Consider the following 20,857-nt stretch of genomic DNA (forward strand, 5'->3'; position numbering starts at 1 on the left):
CGACGGAGCCCCGGCGCGAGCCGAAAATTCTCATCCGGTCCCCGTAACGCGAAAGCAGGGGGCCTCATCGGTTCCGGGCGACCGCCCGGGCTCCGTCGACTTCCCCGCAACTTCCGCCCGACGGGCAGGGAGCGATGACGCACATCTCCTCCCTGTCGCAAAACGAACAGGGAGGAGACGCCCCGACCTCACTGGGTCGGCAGGGCCTTCAGATCGGCGTCGATGGCTTCGATGATCGTCGGGGTCACCGCGCCGCCCGACATCGGAGCGACCTCGGCCAGGGTGTAGTCCTGGAATTGCGGCAGAGCCGGATGCTGTGAGACGCCCGGGAGGTGTTTCTCGAGCACGGCGGCCGTGGCCGGATTGGCCAGCAGGTCCTTGATGGGGCTGTTGATGGTCGGCAGGGCGGCGGCGGCCGCCGGCGCGGGTGGGTTCGTGGGGGGAGCAGTCTGGGCGACCGCGGCGGTGGACACGGCGGCCAGGGCAGCGGCGGCGAGGACGGACTTGATCATGGAACGCTCCGGAAGGATGGGTTCACCAGATGACCTGCAAATCGCGACAGGCTCAAGACAGGAACTTTCGCTGCGTCGCACGCGGCGCTAGGAAGGCCGGATGACCGACACCCTCTCCTCCTCGAAACTGATCCAGGGCCGCACCGGCGACTGGGAAATCGTCATGGGCCTGGAAATCCACGCCCAGGTGGCCTCGAAGGCCAAGCTGTTCTCCGGCGCAGCCGTCGGCTTCGGCGCGGGTCCGAACGAGCAGGTGTCGCTGATCGATGCGGGTTTCCCCGGCATGCTGCCGACGCTGAACAAACATTGCGTCGTACAGGCCGTGAAGACCGGCCTCGGCCTCAACGCTGCGATCAACAGGAAGAGCCAGTTCGACCGGAAGAACTATTTCTATCCGGACCTGCCGCAGGGCTATCAGATCTCGCAGCTCTATTTCCCCATCGTCGGCGAAGGCGTCGTCGAGGTCGAGGCCGAGGACGGCTCCTTCTTCAACGTCGGCATCGAGCGCCTGCACCTGGAACAGGACGCGGGCAAGCTGATCCACGACCTGTCGCCGACCGAATCCTATGTCGACCTCAATCGTGCGGGCACCGCACTGATGGAGATCGTCTCGCGCCCCGACATCCGTTCGCCGGAAGAGGCGGTCGCCTATGTCAAGAAGATCCGCACCATCCTGATCTATCTCGGCACCTGCGACGGCGACATGGAGAAGGGCAACCTGCGCGCCGACGTCAACGTCTCGGTCTGCCGCGCCGGGAACTATGAGAAGTTCAAGGCGACCGGCGACTTCAGCTTCCTCGGCACCCGCTGCGAGATCAAGAACGTCAACTCGTTCCGATTCATCTCCCAGGCCATCAACTACGAGGCCCGTCGCCAGATCGAGATCCTCGAGGACGGCGGCAAGATCATCCAGGAGACCCGCCTCTACGATCCGACGGCCGGCGAAACCCGTTCGATGCGGTCCAAGGAAGAGGCCAATGACTACCGCTACTTCCCCGACCCCGACCTGCTGCCGCTGGAGCTGGAACAGGCCTGGATCGACGACATCAAGGCCCACCTGCCCGAACTGCCCGACGCCAAGCGCCGCCGGCTGATGGCCGACTACGGCCTGTCGCAGTACGACGCCGTCGTCCTGATCTCGGAACAGGCCAAGGCCGACTATTTCGAGAAGGCCGCCAAAGGCCGTGACGCGAAACTGGTCGCCAACTGGGTCACCAACGAACTGTCCGCCCGCCTCGCCGCTGCTGCCAAGGACTTCTCCGAAAGCCCCCTCCCCGCGTCCTATGTCGCAGAACTGGTCGCCCTGATCGAGGAAGGCGTGATCTCGTCGAAGATCGCCAAGGAAGTCTTCGACCACGTCTGGAACGGCGAGGGCTCGCCCCGCGCCGTCGTGGAGGCGCGCGGCCTGGTCCAGGTCAACGACACCGGCGCCATAGAGAAGGCCGTCGACGAACTGATCGCCGCCAACCCCGACAAGGCCGCCGCCGTCGCCGAGAAACCTCAGGCCCTCGGCTGGTTCGTCGGCCAGGTGATGAAGGCCACGGGCGGCAAGGCCAACCCGGCCTCGGTCAACGAGATCCTTAAGGCGAAGCTGGGGCTCTGACGGGACAGGGCCCGCCCGCAATCAGCGCGGACAACGGGCGGCGGCGGCGACCTGCGCCGCCAGCACGGTCCTGACCACCAGGGGCGCGTCGGTGGCGATCACCACCGCGCCCTGGTCGAACAGGTCGCGGTATTCCGACGGGTTGCCGTCCGCCGCATACTGGTCATCCAGCCGCCGACCGGGCGCGCCGAGCGTGCCGAACTGGGCCTCGACGCCCGCCTCGGCCAGGGACCGCCAAAGCGCCGGCCGCGCTTCCCGCGTGCCGGTCCAGGCCAGGATTTGCGGCGCACTCAGGCCTTGCAGATCGCCGACGTCGTTCAGGCCGGCGGAGATCATCATCTCGGGTGCCAGGGCCGCCACGGCGCGCGCCGTCTCCGGCGAATAGGTGATCAGGATGACACGGTCCCCGGCGCCCGCGGCCCGTACCTCGGCGATCACGGCCCGCGCCAGGGCGATGGTCGCCGTTTCATCGGCGGGCTTCAGATCGATGCTGGCGATGGCCCCCACCCGGCCGGCGGCGTCCAGGGCCTCCTGCAGCGTCGGTGGCGGCGCATCGGTGACATCGCCGTTGGTCGCCTCAAGCCGCGCCGTCCGCACCTCGGCGAAGGTCAGATCCGCGACCCGACCCGTCCCCGTCGAGGTGCGTTCCATCGTCTCGTCGTGCATCAGCACCAGCCTGCCGTCGCGGGTCAGGGCCGCATCGATCTCCAGGATCGCCCCTGGAATCGCCCGACCGGTCGCCTCGATGGCCGCGATGGAGTTTTCCGGCTGGTCATCGGCCGACTGGGCCCGGTGCGCCGAGATCGCCACACCGCCGCCCTGTCTCACGCAATCAAAATAGGCCGCGAGCGCCGGCGTGTCCGACGCGCTCCGCATCGGCGTTGCCGCACATCCGGAAGCCAGGAGGGCGGTCATCAGGGCGGGAGCGAGAAAGCGGGTCATGGGCAACCTGTACGATCGGAGCACCCTCATAACCTTCAAGATGGACAGGCGTAAGACAGGCCATCCCTTGCCCGCGCCTGCGGGCCGACGCATGTTCACCGCCAACGGACACGGGGAGAGAATCGGGTGCAGGATCTTGTGGTGCCAGCCTTGGGCACGCTCGCGGCCGTCGCCGTCGGCGGCTACCTGCTGGGCTCCATTCCGTTCGGCGTGCTGATCACCCGCGCGGCCGGCGCCGGCGACGTGCGCAACATCGGCTCGGGCAATATCGGCGCGACCAATGTCCTGCGCACCGGCCGTAAGGACCTTGCCCTCGCCACCCTCCTGCTCGATGCGGGCAAGGGCGCCGCCGCCCTGCTGATCGCCCGCCACCTGTTCGGATCGGAGGTCGCCGGCGCCATCGCGGGCGGCGCGGCCTTCCTCGGCCACCTGTTTCCGGTCTGGCTGGGCTTCAAGGGCGGCAAGGGCGTCGCGACCTTCTTCGGCCTGCTGATCGCCGCCTGCTGGCCCCTGGGCCTCATGGCCGGAGCGACTTGGCTGATCGTCGCCTTCACCCTGCGCTACTCCTCCCTGGCGGCGCTCGTGGCCGCCGCCGTCGCACCAGTCTACGCCCTGCTGCCCCTGCCCGCCCTCGGCCTGCCCGCGCCCCAGCCGATCTTCGTGCTGGCGATCGTCACGGCCGTCCTGATCTACATCCGTCACCATGAGAACATCAGCCGCCTGCTGAAGGGGGCCGAACCGCGCATCGGCGCCGCGAAGACGTGAGCCTTCCGGAAACCGAGCGCTTCGCCCGCCTGCGCCTCGCGCGCGCCGAGCGGGTCGGCCCGGTTTCCTTCCGCCAGCTTCTGGACCGGTTCGGCAGCGCGGAACGGGCGCTGGACGCCCTGCCCGACCTGATCCGGAAAGGCGGCGGCCACGGCTACAGCCTGCCGCCGGTCGAACAGATCGAACAGGAACTGGCCGCCGGTGACCGCGCCGGAGCCGTGCTTCTGGTGCTCGGCGACGCCGCCTATCCGCCGATGCTCGCCGCCGTCGATCCGCCCCCGCCCCTGCTCTGGACCCGCGGCGATACGGCCCTGCTGTCGAGAGAGGCCGTCGGCGTCGTCGGCGCCCGGATCGCCTCGGCGGGCGGCCAGAGGATCGCCCGCGGCCTCGCCCAACAGCTGGGTCAGGCCGGTTTCGTCGTCGTCTCCGGTCTGGCCCGGGGCATCGACGCGGCCGCCCATGCCGGGTCGCTGGAAACAGGCACCGTCGCCGTTCTGGGCGGCGGGGTCGACGACGTCTATCCGTCCGAGAACGCCGGCCTCTACGACCAGATCGTCGAGCAGGGCTGCGTGGTGTCCGAGAGCCCCATGGGCGCGCGGGCCCAGGCGCGGGACTTCCCGAGGCGCAACCGGATCATTTCGGGCCTCTCACGCGGCGTGATCGTCGTCGAGGCCGAACTGAGGTCGGGGTCCCTGATCACCGCCCGCCTGGCCAATGAACAGGGGCGCGACGTCTTCGCCGTGCCCGGGTCGCCGCTGGATCCCCGCTCGAAGGGGCCGAACGAGCTGCTGCGTCAGGGGGCCATCCTGTGCGAGGGCGTCGACGACGTGCGCCGCGCCTTCGAGACCCTGAGAACCCTCCGCGAGCCTCCGGCCGACCATCCCTTCGACGGCGCGCCGGACGAGATCGATGCCGCCTTTCTCGACCGGGTCGCCGATCTCCTGTCCCCGACGCCGACGCCGCGCGACGAGATCGCGCGGGCGCTGAAGGCCCCGATCGGTGAGGTCGCCGCCGCCCTGCTGGAACTGAGCCTCGTTGGTCGGGCGACCCTGCTTCCGGGCGGATCGGCCTCCCTTTAGACAGGACACAGGCCTCCCCGCAGACGGCCCGTGCAGATTGGTCGGTTGACAGGGTTCGCAACCCTGACCACGTTCCACACCCCTCCTCCCAGACTGAGCCGTAATGAATCTCGTCATCGTCGAGAGCCCCGCAAAGGCCAAGACCATCAATAAGTACCTCGGCCCGGACTTCGAGGTTCTGGCGTCGTACGGCCATGTTCGCGACCTGCCGTCGAAGGACGGGTCGGTGAAGCCTGACGAGGACTTCGCCATGGAATGGGAGGTCGACGCCAAGGCGTCGAAGCGCCTGTCCGAAATCGCCGAGGCCGCCAAACGGGCCGACCGCGTCATCCTGGCGACCGACCCCGACCGCGAGGGGGAGGCGATCAGCTGGCACGTGCTCGACGTCCTGACCAAGAAGAAGGCGCTGAAGGACACCGAGGTCCAGCGCGTCACCTTCAACGCCATCACCAAATCGGCCGTGCTCGAGGCCATGGCCAATCCGCGTCAGCTCGACATGGAACTGGTCGAGGCCTATCTGGCCCGCCGCGCGCTGGACTATCTGGTGGGCTTCACCCTGTCCCCGGTGCTTTGGCGCAAACTGCCCGGCGCCCGGTCGGCCGGTCGGGTGCAGTCGGTCGCCCTGCGGATCGTGGTCGATCGCGAGATGGAGATCGAGCGGTTCAAGGCCCAGGAATACTGGTCGATCGAGGCCGATCTGGCCGCCGACAGCCCGCCCTTCACGACGCGTCTGGTCAAGCATGAAGGCAAGCGGATCCAGCGTCTGGACATCCCGTCGGAGGCGGTGGCCTTCGCCGCCCGCGACGCCATCAACGCCGGCGACTTCACCATCAAATCGATCGAGAAGAAGCCGGTCCGCCGCTTCCCCTCCCCGCCCTTCACCACCTCGACCCTGCAGCAGGAGGCGTCGCGCAAGCTCGGCTTCGACGCCCAGCGCACCATGCGCGCGGCGCAGAAACTGTACGAGGGCGTCGACGAGACCGGCGGCCTGATCACCTATATGCGGACCGACGGCGTCCAGACGACGCCGGAGGGCATCGCCCAGGCGCGTGAGGTCATCGGCGAGACCTTCGGCCCCGCCTTCGTCCCGGCCGAGGCCCGCTACTACAAGACCAAGGCCAAGAACGCCCAGGAGGCGCACGAGGCGATCCGCCCGACCAATATCGCCCGCCGCCCCGACAGCCTGCGGCTCGAGAGCGACCTGCAGCGCCTCTATGAGCTGATCTGGAAGCGGATGGTCGCCTCCCAGATGGAGGCCGCGCGTCTGGACCGGACCACGGTCGAGGTCGAGACGCCCGACGGCCAGACCGGCCTGCGCGCCACCGGACAGGTCGTGACCTTCGACGGCTTCCTCGCCGTCTATGAGGAAGGCCGCGACGAGAAGCAGAAGGGCGCCGAGTCCGAGGAGGACGACGATTCCACCCGGCTGCCGGCCCTCAAGGAAGGCGCGAAGGCCCGGGTCGAGGCGATCCGCACCGAACAGCATTTCACCGAGCCGCCGCCGCGCTTCTCCGAGGCCACCCTGGTCAAGAAGCTGGAAGAGCTCGGCATCGGCCGGCCCTCGACCTATGCCTCGATCCTGACGACCCTGCGCGACCGCGAATATGTCCGCATGGACAAGAACCGCTTCTATCCCGAGGACAAGGGACGGCTGGTCACGGCCTTCCTGGAACAGTTCTTCCGGAAATGGGTGGAATACGATTTCACCGCGGCCCTGGAGACGCGCCTCGATGAGGTTTCGGCCGGCGAGCTGAACTGGAAGGTGCTGCTGCGCGAGTTCTGGACCGACTTCCATGTCGCGACCCAGGCGGCGGGCGAGCTGCGTACCACGGCCATCCTCGACGCCCTCAACGAGAGCCTGGGCCCGCACATCTTCCCGATGAAGGAAGACGGCTCGGACCCGCGCGAATGCCCCCTGTGCAAACAGGGCCAGCTGAGCCTCAAGACCAGCCGGTTCGGTGCCTTCGTCGGCTGCTCGCGCTATCCCGACTGCAAATTCACCCGGCCCGTGGCGGCCCCGGACGCGGCTGACGGCGGGGTCGAGGGCGGTGACCGGGAGCTGGGCGTCGATCCGGTGACCGGCCTGCCGGTGCAGCTCAAGATCGGGCGGTTCGGCCCCTATGTCGAAACCGCCGTCGAGGGCGAGGAGAAGCCGAAACGCTCCTCCCTGCCCAAGGGCTGGAGCCCGGCGTCCCTGACGCTGGACCAGGCGGTGCGGCTGCTGGGCCTGCCGCGTCCGGTCGGCGACCACCCCGAGGACGGCAAGCCGATCACGGCGGGCCTGGGTCGCTACGGGCCGTTCATCCTGCACGCGGGCACCTATGCCAATGTCGCCGATATCGACGAGGTGTTCGAGATCGGCCTGAACCGCGCCGTGGTCCTGCTGGCCGAGAAGCGGGCCGGCGGGTTCAAGGGCCGGGGCGCCGCCGTCGCGCCCCTGAAGGACCTGGGCGCCCACCCGGAGACGGGCGAACCGGTCCACGTCATGGCCGGCCGCTTCGGCCCCTATGTGAAGTCGGGCAAGATCAACGCGACCATCCCCAAGGGCACGGCGCCCGAGGACATGACCATGGAGGTGGCCGTGCCCCTTCTGGCCGCCCGCGCCCTCGCCGCCCCGTCCAAGGGCAAGAAGGCCCCGGCGAAGAAGGCGGCGCCAAAGGCCGCGGCGGCGAAGAAGCCCGCAGCCAAGAAGCCGGCCGCGAAGAAGCCGGCCACGAAGAAGGCCGCCGCGAAGCAGACGGCGGCGGAGTAGTCCTCAGGGTCCCCGCCGGCTCCGGCCGGCGGGTCCCGGTCTTCGGGACTCCGGAGAATTCAGTGCAGGTCGTCCACTGAGTCCCGCCGGCCCGAACGCGAAAACACCGTCCGAAGCGTCCGATGCGTCCGATGCGTCCGCCCATGATGATCCCCTCCGCACGAAAGGGATCAGTATGGGGGCGTTTCAGGGCGTGATGGACAAAAGGCGTCTCGTCAGAGCCGGGCTTTGATTTCAAAGGCGGAACTGGACGATGTGTTGATGGGTATGGCCTGATTTTCCTTCTCCCCTTGCGGGACAAGGTGGCAGCCGAAGGCTGACGGATGAGGGGTTGTACCGGCAGCTGAAGTGAGTTGAGCCGGCGCTGACCTTCGACGTCAGCGCGACCCCTCATCCGACTTCGCTTCGCTCAGCCACCTTCTCCCGCAGGGGGAGAAGGGCCCTTTCAACCAGGATCGCCGCTCACGGCAGCGAGAATGGCAGCGACAACCTCGTGCCGCCGGTTCTCGATGTCCGCATTGGCGAACCGTAGCACGCGGAAATTCTGTTCACGCAGGACGGCATCGCGTTCGATATCGGGAAGACTGGCGTCATGCGTCGGGCCGTCTGCTTCGACGATCAGACGATGACGGAGGCAGACGAAGTCGGCGATGTAGCGACCGATCACGACCTGTCGCCGGAACTTCAGGCCCTCCAGCCGGCGATCCCGCAGCAGCTTCCACAAACGGCGCTCATAGAGAACCGGCTCCCGCCGCATCTCCTTCGCGCGATCACGGAGCCATTCACCCATAGGTTATCTTAACCCTTCTCCCCTTGCGGGAGAAGGTGCCCCGGAGGGGCGGATGAGGGGTCGTGCCGACATCGAACGTCAGCGCGCGTTCAGCCCTCACTCGAGCCGCCGGCACGACCCCTCATCCGTCAGCCTTCGGCTGCCACCTTCTCCCGCAAGGGGAGAAGGGCGACGTCAGCGCAAATGCGGCCCCACCTTCTTCTCCAGCAAGGCCACCAGCTCCGGCTGCATGAAGCCGTAGTCGTCGGGGATGTCGAGGCAGACGACGCGGGCGGACTTCAGGCTCTTGCGGAACCGCTTCTGGAGCCGCGAGCGATGGGCGCGCTCCATGACGAAGATGATGTCGGCCCATTCGACCAGTTCATCGGTGCAGGGCTCGTCCGCATCGGGCGCCAGCCCGGCCGACGCCGTCTCCACCCCCGGCCAGGCGGCGAAGACCTGCTCGGCCGTCGGCGAGCGGAGGCGGTTGCGGGAGCAGAGGAAGAGGAGGTCGGTCAGGTTAGTCGAACTGCACCGGGCCAAAATAGCCGCCGTAAACAACTTGATTGAGCACAAATCGATTTATGCTCGTCACCGCCAACCGACCATCGTCGACCGGCTGACCGAAAATCGCGACGTTTTCCACGATCTTTGATCTCTCTTGATCACGCAGCGTCGGTATCAACCGATGCGCAAGGCCAAAGGTCGTTTCAAACGGAATCCCGCCGGTTCTCATAAGGCTAAAGTAGGAGGGAAACCGTACGCCTGCGAAGCCAGCGTCTTGCGCGGCTGCCGCAATTGCTTGGGAAATTGGATAGGCATGGGAGCGCGCTAGGAAAAGCATGTGAACGGCCATGTCCAAGCTCTCGAACTCGGTACAGGTTTCAGGCAGCACTTCAGTGAGATCTAAAATTTTGAGCTGCTCAGTTGGCTCAAGTGTTCCAACGTAGATGTCGTCTTCCGCCGATACTCGGCACTCGTGAAGGCATACTTGCAGGTCGGGTGATGCATAGAGTGTGGGACTACCCTCCGGGTTTAGGCGAGCCGCCTTGGCCAATGCCGGAGGAGGTGCATCGTATTCCCTCGCATTTTCTGGCTCGTGCGGATTCACTCGAAGCCGGTACACCTTTTCTCCAGGCTCGAGCGAGACAGATGGATACTCCGCAAGGATGCGTTGGATAATCGCATCCCTATCCCCACTCTGGAGAGCTTGCAGGGGCTCAATCTCGCCAATCATCCAAAGGCGCGGGCCGTAGTGAAATACGCCGATGCCGGCGGCCTTAGTGATGAGGTCCATATCGGATGCCAATGGCTCCCCGAAGCGCACTTCAACGTCTCGCTGATCGTTGATCTGAAGCCTTGGTGCGCCGCCGAAATCCGTTCGGATGACGCTACCTTGTACGAAGAAGCTATACGCTAGTTGGCGAATAGCACTGACGTCGAGCGCGCGGCCCTCGTCGCTTCCGCATTGAAGACACCTAGCTCCGGTCGCTTCGCGATTGAACTCTGCAAGAAGCCGCAGTCCTTGATCGCCAAAACATCTCGAACACAGCGGAGCCTCGTTCATCGAACTCACAGCGGAATGTTATCGTGCTTCTTCCACGGGTTCGTCTGCGACTTGTTCTTCAGCGTCCGTAGCGCCCGGATCAGCCGCCGCCGCGTGCCATGCGGCATGATCACATCGTCGATGTATCCCAGCCCCGCCGCCACGAAGGGGTTGGCGAACCTTTCCTTGTACTCGGCTTCCCGCGCCGCCAGCGCCTCCGGGTCGCCGGCCTCCTTGCGGAAGATGATCTCGACCGCGCCCTTGGCGCCCATGACGGCGATCTCGGCCGAGGGCCAGGCGTAGTTGACGTCGCCGCGCAGGTGTTTGGAGCTCATCACGTCATAGGCGCCGCCATAGGCCTTGCGCGTGATCACGGTCAGTTTGGGCACCGTGGCCTCGGCATAGGCGAACAGCAGCTTGGCGCCATGCTTGATCAGGGCGCCGTACTCCTGGCGCGTGCCGGGCATGAAGCCGGGGACGTCGACGAAGGTCACCAGAGGGATGCCGAAGGCGTCGCAGAAGCGGACGAAGCGGGCGGCCTTGCGGCTGGAATCGATGTCGAGGACGCCGGCCAGGACCTGGGGCTGGTTGGCGACAATGCCGATCGGCTGGCCGTCGAGGCGGCCGAAGCCGCAGACGATGTTCCTGGCGAAATCGGCCCCGATCTCGAAGAAGTCGGCCTCATCGACCGTCTTCAGGATCAGCTCCTTGATGTCATAGGGCTGGTTCGGATTGGCCGGGACCAGGGTGTCGAGGCTGGCCTCGTCGCGGTCCGGATCATCGTAGCTGTCGCGGACGGGGGGCTTCTCGCGGTTCGACAAAGGCAGGAAGCCGATCAGGCGGCGGACCTCCGACAGGGCCTCCAGATCGTTCTCGAAGGCGCCGTCGGCGACGCCCGACTTGCCGGCATGGACGCGGGCGCCGCCCAGGTCCTCGTGGCTGACCACCTCGTTGGTGACGGTGCGGACCACGTCGGGGCCGGTCACATACATGTAGGAGGTGTCCTTCACCATGAAGATGAAGTCGGTGATGGCCGGCGAATAGACGTCGCCGCCCGCGCACGGCCCCATGATGACGCTGATCTGGGGGATGACGCCCGAGGCCAGGGTGTTCTGCAGGAAGATGTCGGCATAGCCGGCGAGGCTCTCGACCCCTTCCTGGATGCGGGCGCCGCCGGCGTCGAACAGGCCGATGATCGGGGCGCCGTTGGTCAGGGCCATGGTCTGGAGCTTGACGATCTTGGCCGCATGCGCGCCGCTAAGAGAGCCGCCGAAGACCGTGAAATCCTTGGAGAAGACATAGACCAGACGGCCGCCGATGGTCCCCCGCCCGGTGACCACCCCGTCGCCGGGAACGCGCTGGTTTTCCATGCCGAACTGGTGCGAGCGATGCTCGACGAACATGTCGGTCTCTTCGAACGAGCCCTCGTCCAGCAGGACCTCGATCCGCTCGCGGGCGGTGAGCTTGCCCTTGGCGTGCTGCGAGGCGATGCGGGCGGCGCCGCCCCCCTGACGCGCGGCTTCGCGGCGGGCTTCGAGCTGGTCGAGGATGGCTTTCATGGGGGGTGCTCCTTGGAGGGAGGATTAGGAGCGGCGGCGCGGGGTGGCAAGCTGTCGAGGTCTCCTCCCCATGCGCGGAGGCGCATGGGGAGGTGACGGTCCGCGCCCAGCCTACAGCCGCCCCTGCTCCGCCAGCTTGTCGACCAGCCAGACGCGGGCCGAGGGGATGGGTTTGTTCTGGGGGTGGAAGACGAACTGCTCGAGGAAATGGCCGGTCAGGTCGAGGCCGGCGCGGACGTCGCCCTCGGACAGGCCGGCCTGGGCGCCCAGCATGAAGGGCGGCAGGGTCAGTAGCTTGTCGGCATAGGGGGCGCCGGCCTCTCGACTGACGGCGCGGCCGGTGCGGGGGCTGACCCAGATCAGGTCGTCCATCGTGCCGGTGACGGCGCAGCGCGACAGATCCAGGCCGAAGCCGAGATCGTCCAGCAGACCCGCCTCGAAGCGGACGAAGATGGCGGGCCAGACGGCCGGGATCTGGAAGGCCGCCATCAGGGCCTCGAAGGCCAGGAAGGCGCCGGGGTGGGGCTCGCGTTCAGGCAAGGCGCCCTGGGCCACCGCAGCGGCGGCGGCGAGGCCGGTCAGGGCCAGACCGTCGTCGAACAGGGCGCTGGGCCCCTCCCCCACCGGTTCAAGTCGGGCCGAGCCGAGGTGGTCGCTGGTCCGGGCGCGATAGTCGGCGATGACGCGTGCGCCCGGCTGCAGGAAGGGCTTCATGCGCCGCGACGCGCCCCCGGCGACATAGGCCGAGTGGCGGCCGTGGGTCTCGGTCAGCAGGTCGACGACCACCCCGGTGTCGCCATGGGCCCGCGCCGACAGGACGAAGGCCTCTTCGTGGAATTCCATCAGGGGGCCGGGTCTTCCTTGGCCGCTTCGTAGGTCCTGATGATCCGCGCGATGGGGCTGGCGAGATCGTTCGGGACGGCGAGGCTGAGGACGTATTGCTCGATCTTCCAGCCGTCGTCGGTCAGCCGCATGACGCCGGAGCCGCGCGTGCGACCGTAGCTGTCGTTGGTAAGCTGTTCCTCGAACCAGGCGATGCAGCGGCATTCGATCGGGGCGAGGGTTATGACCCGCGACGTCGCCGGATAGGACCAGCCCTGTCCGCGCGCGAAATAGGGGCCGACGTAGCCGCGCAGTTCCTCCAGCGTCCAGTGCTCGCCCGCGTCGGTGCCGACGAAGCGGGCGTCGGGGGCGTAGAGGGCGAAATAGGCGTCGGCGTCGGCGGCGGCCGAGGCGACGTTGAGCTGGTCGAGGACGGCGGCGACCTCGGCCTCGGGGGACGTCTCTGGCGTGGCCTGGAGCGCGGCGGCGAGGGCGAGAGCGGCGAACATGGAGGCCTCCGGCGGATGAGCCCCCGTCCTAACCCTGATCGCCGCGCTGAGGAACCGCGCCGCCGCTCTGCGCGGTTATTTAACCGATCGGTTTACAACACGGTCGGGTCGAGGCATTTAACCGATCAGTTCAACACGAAACCCGCCATGCAGACCGACCCCCTCTCCGCCAAGTTCGCCGCCCTGGCCGACCCGACCCGTCGGGCCATCCTGGCGCGCCTGACCGAGGGCGAATGTTCGGTCAGCGACCTGGCGGAACCGTTCGACATGAGTCTGCCGGCGGTCTCCAAACATCTGAAGGTGCTGGAGAAGGCGGGCCTGATCTCTCGCGGCAAGGAGGCCCAGTGGCGCCCTGCCCGGCTGGAGCCGATGGGCCTGAAGGGCGTTGCCGAGTGGCTGGAGCACTACCGCCGCTACTGGGACAAGAGCTTCGACCGTCTGGAAGATTATCTGCGCAAGATTCAGAAAGGAAACGACGATGGCCACAGAAACTGAGACCAATCCCTGCGACACGGACGGCATCGCCCATGCCTTCGAGCTGACGATCGAGCGCCTCATCGACGCCTCGCCGGAGAAGGTCTTCAAGGCCTATACGGACCCCGTGATCCTGAGCCAGTGGTTCGCGCCGAAGCCGTGGAAGGTCGTCGATCCGATCATCGAGCCCCGCGTCGGCGGCCGCTTCAACTTCACCATGCACGGACCGGACGGCGAGGTGTTCCCGAACTCGGGCGTCTTCCTGGAGGTCATTCCGAACCGCCGCATCATCACCACCGACGCCTTCACCTCCGAGTGGAAGCCGTCGGGCCAGCCCTTCATGGTCGCCCAGGTGGACATGGAGCCGACCGCCGACGGCAGGACCAAATACACCGTCGTCGCCCGCCACTGGAACGAAGACACGATGAAGCAGCACGAACAGATGGGCTTCCACGAGGGCTGGGGCACGGTCGCCGACCAGCTGGCCGAGATCGTGAAGACGTTCTGAGCCGATGCCCACTCCTGTTTCCGGCATCGTCGCCGAGGCGACCGCCCGTCCGACCCTGAACCTGCAGCGCGTCTTCGATGCGCCACGCGACCTGGTCTGGCGCGCCTGGTCCAATCCGGAGATCCTGGTCCTGTGGATGGGACCGGTCGAATGGCCGGCGGTCAGCGCGACGGTCGACTTCCGGGTCGGCGGCGCCTGGCGCATCTGCCTGCGCTCGCCGACGACCGGCGAGGACCTGTGGCAGGGCGGGGTCTATCGCGAGATCGTCGCCCCCGAACGGATCGTCTTCACCTTCAAATGGGACGACAGCCACGAGGACGGACCGCCGGTCGACACCCTGGTCACCGTCCGCTTCGCCGAAACGGCGGACGGCCGGACCCGGATGGACTTCACCCACGAGGGTCTGAAGTCCGAACAGAGCCTGACCGGCCACAGACATGGCTGGACGTCCACCGCCGACCGGCTGGAAGCCTGGCTGGCCGCCAATCCCGACTGAACGCTTTCAAGGAGGAGACCACCATGAAGATCGTGACGAGTCTGAGCTTCGCCGGAAATTGCCGGGAAGCCTTCGAGTTCTACGCCAGGGTTCTGGGCGGCGAGATCACCGCCGCCATGCCCTACGGCGACGCACCACCGGAGATGCCGATGCCGGTCGAGATGAAGGACTGGCTCATGCATTGCTGGTTGCAGGTCGGCGATCAGGCGCTCATGGGCTCGGATATGCATTCGGACTGGGCCACCCACATCAATGAACCCAAGAACGGGTTCGACGTGACCTTCCACACCGACAGCTACGAGGAAGGCCAACGGATCTTCGACGCCCTGTCCGAAGGCGGCACGGTGGTCATGGCGTTCGGCGAAACCTTCTGGTCGCCGGGCTACGGCAACTTCACCGACAGGTTCGGCATCCCGTGGATGATCAACGTCGTGCCGTCGGCCGACTGGGCCCCCGCCCACCTGCGAGGCGCGGCGTGATGAAGGCCTCGCCCATGGTCTGGACCGGTCGCGTGCTGACCGGCCTGTTCGCCCTGTTCATGCTGGGCGCCTCGGTCACGCCGAAACTAATGGGCATGCCCGTCGCAGCCGAGACCCTGACGGCGCTGGGCTGGTCGGCTGAATGGGCGCTGCCCATCGGGCTGATGGAGCTGGGATTCGTGATCCTCTACCTCTATCCGCGCACCAGCGTGCTGGGGGCGGTGATGATGACCGGCCTGCTCGGCGGGGCGATGGCGACTCAGGTGCGGGTCGACAGCCCCCTGTTCAGCCACCAGCTGTTCAGCCTCTATCTCGGCCTGATCATGTGGGGTGGCCTGTGGCTGCGGGACGAGCGGCTGAAGGCCCTGTTCCCCTTCCGGCGCTGAGTTGCGGGCCAGCGGCGCTGGCGGTCAGTCCGCCAGCGCCTGCGGGAAGGCATGGCCGAGCGCCTCGGCCATGGCCTGCTGCGAGATCAGCAGGACCTCCTTCTGCTGGTGGTAGTTGTTCGACAGCACGATCACCGCGATGCGGTTGTCCGGCTGCCAGGTCTCGATGTTGCGGAAGCCCGACCAGCTGCCGGTGTGGTAGATTTCGTACTCCTGGAAGGCGGGCGTGACGCGCGTGCCCAGCCGGTTGGCCATCAGGCCATAGCCCCAGGCGCGGTGCGGCCGCCCGCTCCGCTCGTTCGGCTGATCGGCGGGGGAATGGTCCGTGATCATCATGGCGTAGCTCGAGGCGCTCAGGACATGGCCCTGGTTCAGGGCCCGCTCCCACACCAGCAGATCGTCGAGCGTCGAATAGAGGGCGCCGGCGCCCGCGACGATCGAGACGTTCGGAAGGCGCTGGGCCGTCAGTCCCTCGGGGAAGGTCGCGTGGCCGGTGACGATGCCGAGGTCGGTGTCGTCATCGAAGCCCGTGTCCTTCATGCCCAGAGGTTCGAAGAAGGTGGTGCGGAGATAGTCGGGGAAGCGCCGGCCGCTGGCGATCTCGACGATGGCGGCGGCCAGGTTGAAACCGGCGTTGTTGTATTGGACCTTCGTTCCCGGTTCGAAGGACAGACGGAAAGCCTTTGAATCCTCTGTGAGTTCATCGAGCGTGGCGGGCGTGACTCGACGATTGCCCCAGCCGGGCCGGGCCATCAGGTCGGGAATGCCCGAGGTGTGGGAGATCAGGTGATGGATCTTCAACGGCGCCCAGGCGGCGGGGCAAGGCTGGATCCACCGGCAGACCGGATCGTCGACCGTCAGTTTCCCCTCGTCCTGCAGCTTCAGGATCGCCGCGGCCGTGAACTGTTTGGAGATGGAGGCGAGGCGGAAGCGCGAGCCGATCCGCAGCGGCGCGCCGGTGGCGACGTCGGCGGTCCCGTAGGCCTGGCGGAACAGGATGTCGTCGCCGCGCGCGACCAGGACCGCGCCCATGAACCGGCCGGCATCGGCCTCGCGCTGCAGGCGGGCGGTCAGTTGCGGCAGGGCCTCGACGACCTCGAGCGGCGGGCGTGGCGGCAGGGGCGCGAGACGCGACGAGGCGGTCGGCCGGGGATGACTGGTCAGGACGGCGGCGAGGCCCGCGCCGCCGATCAGGACGACGACGGCGATCAGGCCGAGGAAAAGCCGGGGGTGGTTCCCGGCGGTACGCGGAACGTCAAACATCGAGGCTTGGTAACGCCTGCGGACGATTCGTCACCCCATCGGCCGATCCCGTTTGCGTCATCCTCCGATTTGATCAGAAGCAGCCTTCGTGGCGACGAAGCGGCGCGATGGCTGACGGGATCTGTCGCGTTCACCTGAGGCGCCCGGGGACCTGCAATGGTGACGATGTCCGCTCCGGGGCAAGGCGCCGATGTCGCAAACCGACCCAAAGCGGAGGTTCAGAGCGCTGCTGAATACTCTTCCGTGGGCATGAAGCCCATGCGACCGTAGAGTGACGCCGAGCGCTCGCCCGCATGGAGCAGCACCCGGCCGCAGCCGCTAACCTTCAGATGCGACATGCAAGCGGACACGAGCATAGCGCCGACACCAATACCACGGTGCTCAGGCCGCACATACACGCCCCAGACGTAACCGATGCGAGCGGCATCCCCTTTTCGAAAAGCCGGAAATGCGCGCGGCAAGATGTGACAACATGCAGTGCCTACAGGTTCGCCATCGACCTTCGCCATGAAGGATGCAAGCCCGGCATGCTTGCGGGCGTCTACCAAAAACCGGTGAGCTTCGGCACGCCAGTCAGCGCGAGTGTCGTCGGTACCGATGCCCATTTCAAGCCAATGAAGCCCGTAGTTTTCAACCAGCAAGGCGTCGTCAGATGTAAGTTCAACGATCGGCATTTGAGACTTTGAACATTGAACACGCCCCGTCGCAACGTCGGCTAACCGCCCATTGCCAACAGTCCGCTCCCGACCCAATGCTGCCGTCGTCGGACATTGGGTTTCTGGGCGTGGCCGCATCTCTTAGCGTCGTTAGGCGTGCGGGAGCCCGCACAACGGAATGCCCGCCATGTGATGAGCTGATGCTTCGATGCGCAGATAATTCGCCTCTTAGTGGCGAAATGGTCAGCCTTTCCCCAGGCGATTGTCTTGGAAATGATCGGCAGTCGATCATTGGCATACTGCCGATTGGCGGCTAGAGAGCTGCTGGGGAAACAGATTATGCAGTGTACCAAGATTATTTGCGCCGCCGTTGTCGCGTTCGCACTTACCGGGGTAGCAGCCCCGGCCATGGCGCAGGTAAGCTCCACCATTCCCGTAACTTTGACCGGCGCGGACCCCGTAGCGGCGGGATATCACTTTGACGAAGGTCAGCCCTGCAATGTTCACACAGGACTAGGGGGAAATCGCGCGTATCAGACCAAGACCGTTAATGTGGCTGCAACAGGGACGTATACTCTCTCGGATCAAGGCCCCGGGGATATCGGCTTCGCGCTCTACACTGGCTCGTTTGATCCATTGAACCCGACCGTGGGCTGCGTCGCGTCGACGGACGGTGCGATAAACATCTCGCTGACTTCAGGTAACTACACTTTAGTGCAGATGGCTTGGTCAAACGGCGCCCTCGGTAATTTCAGTTCCGGATTCAATGGGCCAGGTGCTGTAACAACAGTCGCCGCGGCGGCCATCCCCACTCTGTCTGAATGGGCGATGATCCTATTCGGAACGATCCTCGCGGGTGGCGCAGCGCTCTACGTCCAGCGTCGTCGCCTGCCGGCCTGATATTGGCAGGCTGATGTCATCGAACGGCCTCGCTGGCGACGGCGGGGCCGTTTGCATGTCCGCTGTCCACCCCTGTCAGACGTCCCGAACGTCCGCTCTGCGCCGCACTGGTCATCGGCACCAACCTGCCACGGACGCATTGCTCTGGTTACGCCGGGCCGGCATCCGCGTCGCAGCGCCGGAGTGCCGGCTTCGCGGCGCGCCCCGAAGATGACGGAGGGAAGGAACCCTAGGCGTTGAAGTCCAGCCCGAACTGGGCGTAGAGCGCGCGGCTGTCCTGCCATTTGGGGTCGACCTTGACCGTGATGAACAGGTGGACCGGACGGTCCAGCAGTTCGGTCAGCTCCTCGCGCGACTTCTGGCCGATCCATTTCAGGGTCTGGCCGCCCTTGCCCAGCACGATGGGCCGCTGGCTCTCGCGCTCGACATAGATGGTCTGTTCGATCCGGGCCGAGCCGTCGGCCTTCTCGTCGAAGGCGGTGGTTTCCACGGCGGCCGAATAGGGCAGTTCCTCGTGGACGCGCAGATAGACCTTCTCGCGCGTGATCTCGGCGGCCAGGACCCGGATCGGCACGTCGGCGGACTGGTCTTCCGGATAGAGCCAGGGGCCCTCCGGCATCCCCAGGGCCAACCGCGACTTCAGGTCGTCGACGCCGTCGCCCGACAGGGCCGAGATCATATAGACCTCGGAATAGACGCCGGTTTCGAACAGGCCGTGGGACAGGGCCAGCAGGGTGTCGCGGCGCATGCCGTCGATCTTGTTGAGCACCAGGATGACCTGGGTCCCGGTGGACTTCAGGTTGGCGATGATGGTCTCGGTGTCCTCGGCGGACTTGCGGTCCGCGCCCGTGCCGTCCTTGCCTTCCGAGGCGATGTGGGAGGCCGCGTCGATCAGGTGGACGACGACGTCGGCGTCCTGGGCCCCGCCCCAGGCGGAGGCGACCATGGCCCGGTCGAGGCGGCGTTTCGGGGTGAAGATGCCGGGCGTGTCGACGAGCACGATCTGGGCGTCGCCCTCGATGGCGATGCCGCGCACGGGGAAGCGGGTGGTCTGGACCTTCTGGGTGACGATGGACACCTTGGACCCCGTCAGCCGGTTGACCAGCGTCGACTTGCCGGCGTTCGGCGCGCCGATGATGGCGGCAAAGCCTGCGCGGTTCTGCTGGGGGTTGGTATCGGTCAAATCACGCCTTCACGTTGGAGCATGGCCATGGCGGCCGCCTTCTCCGCGTCCTGACGCGAACGTCCGGCAGCGGTCAAGGGTTCGACACCCTCGATGGAAACCTCGACCTTGAAGGTCGGGGCGTGGTCGGAGCCGGTCTGGCCGACGACGCGGTAGGCCGGCAGGGGACGGCCGGCCCCCTGCGCCCACTCCTGCAGAGCGGACTTGGGATTATTCAGGGCGCGCGGCGCCGGGGTGGCCAGTTCCTCGGCCCAGGCGTGGTCGAACACGGTCCGGGCCGCGTCCAGCCCGCCATCGAGGAAGACGGCGGCCAGCAGGGCCTCCACGGCGTCGGCGACGACCCCCTCCTTGCGGCGGCCGCCCGATTTGGTCTCGCCGGGCGAGAGGCGCAGGGCCTCGCCGATGCCGAGACGGTCGCCAACCCGCCCGCAGGCGTGCTTGTCGACCAGGGCATGGAGGCGGGACGACAGCTCACCCTCGTCGGCGGACGGATAGTCCACGTGCAGTCGCTGCGCGACCAGCAGGCCGAGGACACGGTCGCCGAGGAACTCGAGCCGTTCGTTGTGACGCGCGGGCTTGCCGGCGGCCTTGTCGGCCCCCTCCCCCACGCTGGAATGGGTCAGGGCCCGCTCCAGAAGGGCGGGGTCGCGGAAGGCGTGGCCGATGCGGTCGACCAGCGCGGCCACCGCCTCGGCCCGTGCATTCGCCATCAGTCGAGGACGCGGAAGAAGCGGCTGGGCCGGACGTTGGCGAACCAGCTGACCGGATTGAACAGCGACGCGCCCGGCTCCCACGAGAACATGATGATCTCGGCCTTGCCGACCAGGTTCTCGTCCGGCACCAGGCCGACGCCGGCCGACTGCTCGACGCGGCTGTCGATCGAGTTGTCGCGGTTGTCGCCCATCATGAAGTAGTGGCCGGCCGGGACCGAATAGACCGGGGTGTCGTCCAGATCGCCGCCGGGGCCGAAGTCCTGGATGGTGATGGTCTTGCCGCCCGGCAGGGTCTCGCGGACCTCGGTCACAGGGCGCGGGCCGAAGATGTCGTTGACCTCGCCGGCGCTGACCACGACGTCCTGAACCGGCTGGCCGTTGATGTAGAGCTTGTTCTGGATCATCTGGATCGTGTCGCCCGGCAGGCCGATCACGCGCTTGATGTAGTCCGTCTTGTCGTCGCGCGGCAGTTTGAAGACGACGATGTCGCCGCGGGTCGGCGCCCGGCCGAACACCCGGTCATCGCCGAGCGGCAGGTTGATCGGCAGGCCCGACGAGAACTTGGAATAGCCGTAGGCCCATTTGGACACGACGATGTAGTCGCCCTCATAGAGGTTGGGCTCCATCGAGGCCGACGGGATGGTGAAGGGCTGGAACAGCAGGACCCGCAGGACGAAGGCGATGGCCAGGGCGACGACGACCGTCTTGACGATCTCGACCGTCTCCGAGACGGCCGATCCGCCCTCGTCGTCATCCTTGACGCGAACCTTGGCGGGACCGGGAATCTTGACCTTGCGGTCATCGAAGGGGGCGTCGCCGGCATCGCTCCAGATCGGGCGGGCGGCGGCGGCGGCCGCGGCGGCGATCGGCGCGGCCTCGGCGGGGGCAGAGTCCGTGACCTCGGGGCTGTCGGCCTCGACCGGCAGGCCGGATTCAGAGGC

General features: G+C 66.8%; 23 protein-coding genes. 10 read left to right on the plus strand and 13 right to left on the minus strand.

The features are described from left to right. Window positions 1-188: 188 nt before the first annotated feature. The gene (locus tag Q0044_RS09375) at window positions 189-512 is read right to left on the minus strand and encodes a hypothetical protein (RefSeq protein ID WP_298161721.1); all 324 of its coding nucleotides are present in this window, start codon (window positions 510-512) and stop codon (window positions 189-191) included. Between the two features lie 100 nt (window positions 513-612). Between Q0044_RS09375 and gatB the strand changes: the two genes are divergently transcribed. After that, window positions 613-2,115, plus strand: coding sequence for an Asp-tRNA(Asn)/Glu-tRNA(Gln) amidotransferase subunit GatB (gatB, locus tag Q0044_RS09380; RefSeq protein ID WP_298161722.1), 1,503 nt, complete (start codon window positions 613-615; stop codon window positions 2,113-2,115). 21 nt (window positions 2,116-2,136) lie between these two features. Here the strand turns inward: gatB and Q0044_RS09385 are convergent, their stop codons facing one another. Next, window positions 2,137-3,057 carry a glycerophosphodiester phosphodiesterase family protein gene (locus Q0044_RS09385; protein WP_298161723.1) on the minus strand — a complete coding sequence of 307 codons (921 nt, stop codon included), beginning with the start codon at window positions 3,055-3,057 and terminating at the stop codon, window positions 2,137-2,139. Between the two features lie 126 nt (window positions 3,058-3,183). Between Q0044_RS09385 and plsY the strand changes: the two genes are divergently transcribed. The 3 genes from plsY to topA all read left to right on the plus strand — a co-directional run bounded on the left by plsY (window position 3,184) and on the right by topA (window position 7,653). After that, window positions 3,184-3,822: a glycerol-3-phosphate 1-O-acyltransferase PlsY gene (plsY, locus tag Q0044_RS09390; protein ID WP_298161726.1), complete on the plus strand. Its 639-nt coding sequence runs from the start codon at window positions 3,184-3,186 to the stop codon at window positions 3,820-3,822. Next, a complete protein-coding gene (dprA, locus tag Q0044_RS09395) occupies window positions 3,819-4,901 on the plus strand; it encodes a DNA-processing protein DprA (RefSeq protein ID WP_298161727.1) in 1,083 nt (360 codons plus the stop codon). The genes plsY and dprA overlap by 4 nt, the downstream gene beginning before the upstream one ends. Window positions 4,902-5,004: 103 nt before the next feature. Continuing rightward, on the plus strand, window positions 5,005-7,653 hold the full coding sequence (gene topA, locus Q0044_RS09400) for a type I DNA topoisomerase (RefSeq protein WP_298161729.1): 2,649 nt from the start codon (window positions 5,005-5,007) through the stop codon (window positions 7,651-7,653). A gap of 445 nt (window positions 7,654-8,098) precedes the next feature. Here topA and Q0044_RS09405 read toward each other — a convergent pair whose 3' ends face one another. The 6 genes from Q0044_RS09405 to Q0044_RS09430 form a co-directional block, all read right to left on the minus strand. Next, window positions 8,099-8,443, minus strand: a complete 345-nt coding sequence (locus tag Q0044_RS09405; RefSeq protein ID WP_298161731.1) for an endonuclease domain-containing protein — start codon at window positions 8,441-8,443, stop codon at window positions 8,099-8,101. A 174-nt stretch (window positions 8,444-8,617) separates the two neighbouring features. Beyond that, on the minus strand, window positions 8,618-8,965 hold the full coding sequence (locus Q0044_RS09410; protein WP_298161732.1) for a low molecular weight protein tyrosine phosphatase family protein: 348 nt from the start codon (window positions 8,963-8,965) through the stop codon (window positions 8,618-8,620). Next, complete coding sequence (locus tag Q0044_RS09415) at window positions 8,943-9,989, minus strand: RES domain-containing protein (protein WP_298161733.1); 1,047 nt, start codon at window positions 9,987-9,989, stop codon at window positions 8,943-8,945. The genes Q0044_RS09410 and Q0044_RS09415 overlap by 23 nt, the downstream gene beginning before the upstream one ends. Before the next feature lie 5 nt (window positions 9,990-9,994). Further along, entirely contained in the window at window positions 9,995-11,527 is a 1,533-nt protein-coding gene (locus tag Q0044_RS09420) for an acyl-CoA carboxylase subunit beta (protein ID WP_298161734.1), read from the minus strand. A 111-nt stretch (window positions 11,528-11,638) separates the two neighbouring features. After that, window positions 11,639-12,370, minus strand: a complete 732-nt coding sequence (recO, locus tag Q0044_RS09425; protein WP_298161735.1) for a DNA repair protein RecO — start codon at window positions 12,368-12,370, stop codon at window positions 11,639-11,641. After that, complete coding sequence (locus Q0044_RS09430) at window positions 12,370-12,858, minus strand: nuclear transport factor 2 family protein (protein WP_298161737.1); 489 nt, start codon at window positions 12,856-12,858, stop codon at window positions 12,370-12,372. Before Q0044_RS09430 ends, recO begins: the two co-directional genes overlap by 1 nt. 147 nt (window positions 12,859-13,005) lie before the next feature. Here Q0044_RS09430 and Q0044_RS09435 point away from each other — a divergent pair, with 147 nt between their 5' ends. Genes Q0044_RS09435 through Q0044_RS09455 form a run of 5 tightly spaced genes read left to right on the plus strand, consistent with a single transcriptional unit; the run spans window position 13,006 to window position 15,201 of the window. Further along, the gene (locus Q0044_RS09435; RefSeq protein WP_298161739.1) at window positions 13,006-13,353 is read left to right on the plus strand and encodes an ArsR/SmtB family transcription factor; all 348 of its coding nucleotides are present in this window, start codon (window positions 13,006-13,008) and stop codon (window positions 13,351-13,353) included. Then, a complete protein-coding gene (locus Q0044_RS09440; protein WP_298161741.1) occupies window positions 13,337-13,840 on the plus strand; it encodes an SRPBCC family protein in 504 nt (167 codons plus the stop codon). Before Q0044_RS09435 ends, Q0044_RS09440 begins: the two co-directional genes overlap by 17 nt. 4 nt (window positions 13,841-13,844) lie before the next feature. Beyond that, on the plus strand, window positions 13,845-14,336 hold the full coding sequence (locus Q0044_RS09445; protein WP_298161744.1) for an SRPBCC family protein: 492 nt from the start codon (window positions 13,845-13,847) through the stop codon (window positions 14,334-14,336). Window positions 14,337-14,359: 23 nt separating this feature from the next. After that, window positions 14,360-14,815: a VOC family protein gene (locus tag Q0044_RS09450; RefSeq protein ID WP_298161746.1), complete on the plus strand. Its 456-nt coding sequence runs from the start codon at window positions 14,360-14,362 to the stop codon at window positions 14,813-14,815. Continuing rightward, a complete protein-coding gene (locus Q0044_RS09455) occupies window positions 14,815-15,201 on the plus strand; it encodes a DoxX family protein (RefSeq protein WP_298161747.1) in 387 nt (128 codons plus the stop codon). The genes Q0044_RS09450 and Q0044_RS09455 overlap by 1 nt, the downstream gene beginning before the upstream one ends. A 24-nt stretch (window positions 15,202-15,225) precedes the next feature. Here the strand turns inward: Q0044_RS09455 and Q0044_RS09460 are convergent, their stop codons facing one another. Both Q0044_RS09460 and Q0044_RS09465 read right to left on the minus strand, forming a co-directional pair. Next, entirely contained in the window at window positions 15,226-16,464 is a 1,239-nt protein-coding gene (locus Q0044_RS09460) for a serine hydrolase domain-containing protein (RefSeq protein WP_298161748.1), read from the minus strand. 218 nt (window positions 16,465-16,682) lie between these two features. Continuing rightward, window positions 16,683-17,138 (minus strand): GNAT family N-acetyltransferase, encoded by a 456-nt coding sequence (locus Q0044_RS09465; protein WP_298161749.1) that lies wholly within the window; start codon window positions 17,136-17,138, stop codon window positions 16,683-16,685. 255 nt (window positions 17,139-17,393) lie between these two features. On the opposite strand from Q0044_RS09465, the gene Q0044_RS09470 reads away from it, so the two are divergent. Beyond that, a complete protein-coding gene (locus Q0044_RS09470; RefSeq protein ID WP_298162067.1) occupies window positions 17,394-18,020 on the plus strand; it encodes an IPTL-CTERM sorting domain-containing protein in 627 nt (208 codons plus the stop codon). A 229-nt stretch (window positions 18,021-18,249) separates the two neighbouring features. On the opposite strand, the gene era is transcribed toward Q0044_RS09470, so the two are convergent. The 3 genes from era to lepB are packed head-to-tail and all read right to left on the minus strand — an operon-like array spanning window position 18,250 to window position 20,701. Further along, on the minus strand, window positions 18,250-19,203 hold the full coding sequence (gene era, locus Q0044_RS09475; protein WP_298161750.1) for a GTPase Era: 954 nt from the start codon (window positions 19,201-19,203) through the stop codon (window positions 18,250-18,252). Continuing rightward, a complete protein-coding gene (rnc, locus tag Q0044_RS09480; RefSeq protein WP_298161752.1) occupies window positions 19,200-19,913 on the minus strand; it encodes a ribonuclease III in 714 nt (237 codons plus the stop codon). The genes era and rnc overlap by 4 nt, the downstream gene beginning before the upstream one ends. After that, entirely contained in the window at window positions 19,913-20,701 is a 789-nt protein-coding gene (gene lepB, locus Q0044_RS09485) for a signal peptidase I (RefSeq protein ID WP_298162069.1), read from the minus strand. Before lepB ends, rnc begins: the two co-directional genes overlap by 1 nt. Between the last annotated feature and the right edge of the window lie 156 nt (window positions 20,702-20,857).

This window comes from Brevundimonas sp. (genome assembly GCF_027484365.1).
Lineage (GTDB): Bacteria > Pseudomonadota > Alphaproteobacteria > Caulobacterales > Caulobacteraceae > Brevundimonas.

Excerpts from the sequence above, each read along its gene's own strand:
- Q0044_RS09375 (WP_298161721.1), bottom strand. The coding sequence starts at position 512 with ATGATCAAGTCCGTCCTCGCCGCCGCTGCCCTGGCCGCCGTGTCCACC.
- gatB (WP_298161722.1), top strand. The coding sequence starts at position 613 with ATGACCGACACCCTCTCCTCCTCGAAACTGATCCAGGGCCGCACCGGC.
- Q0044_RS09385 (WP_298161723.1), bottom strand. The coding sequence starts at position 3,057 with ATGACCCGCTTTCTCGCTCCCGCCCTGATGACCGCCCTCCTGGCTTCC.
- topA (WP_298161729.1), top strand. The coding sequence starts at position 5,005 with ATGAATCTCGTCATCGTCGAGAGCCCCGCAAAGGCCAAGACCATCAAT.
- Q0044_RS09405 (WP_298161731.1), bottom strand. The coding sequence starts at position 8,443 with ATGGGTGAATGGCTCCGTGATCGCGCGAAGGAGATGCGGCGGGAGCCG.
- Q0044_RS09415 (WP_298161733.1), bottom strand. The coding sequence starts at position 9,989 with ATGAACGAGGCTCCGCTGTGTTCGAGATGTTTTGGCGATCAAGGACTG.
- Q0044_RS09420 (WP_298161734.1), bottom strand. The coding sequence starts at position 11,527 with ATGAAAGCCATCCTCGACCAGCTCGAAGCCCGCCGCGAAGCCGCGCGT.
- recO (WP_298161735.1), bottom strand. The coding sequence starts at position 12,370 with ATGGAATTCCACGAAGAGGCCTTCGTCCTGTCGGCGCGGGCCCATGGC.
- Q0044_RS09430 (WP_298161737.1), bottom strand. The coding sequence starts at position 12,858 with ATGTTCGCCGCTCTCGCCCTCGCCGCCGCGCTCCAGGCCACGCCAGAG.
- Q0044_RS09435 (WP_298161739.1), top strand. The coding sequence starts at position 13,006 with ATGCAGACCGACCCCCTCTCCGCCAAGTTCGCCGCCCTGGCCGACCCG.
- Q0044_RS09440 (WP_298161741.1), top strand. The coding sequence starts at position 13,337 with ATGGCCACAGAAACTGAGACCAATCCCTGCGACACGGACGGCATCGCC.
- Q0044_RS09445 (WP_298161744.1), top strand. The coding sequence starts at position 13,845 with ATGCCCACTCCTGTTTCCGGCATCGTCGCCGAGGCGACCGCCCGTCCG.
- Q0044_RS09450 (WP_298161746.1), top strand. The coding sequence starts at position 14,360 with ATGAAGATCGTGACGAGTCTGAGCTTCGCCGGAAATTGCCGGGAAGCC.
- Q0044_RS09455 (WP_298161747.1), top strand. The coding sequence starts at position 14,815 with ATGAAGGCCTCGCCCATGGTCTGGACCGGTCGCGTGCTGACCGGCCTG.
- Q0044_RS09460 (WP_298161748.1), bottom strand. The coding sequence starts at position 16,464 with ATGTTTGACGTTCCGCGTACCGCCGGGAACCACCCCCGGCTTTTCCTC.
- Q0044_RS09465 (WP_298161749.1), bottom strand. The coding sequence starts at position 17,138 with ATGCCGATCGTTGAACTTACATCTGACGACGCCTTGCTGGTTGAAAAC.
- Q0044_RS09470 (WP_298162067.1), top strand. The coding sequence starts at position 17,394 with ATGATCGGCAGTCGATCATTGGCATACTGCCGATTGGCGGCTAGAGAG.
- rnc (WP_298161752.1), bottom strand. The coding sequence starts at position 19,913 with ATGGCGAATGCACGGGCCGAGGCGGTGGCCGCGCTGGTCGACCGCATC.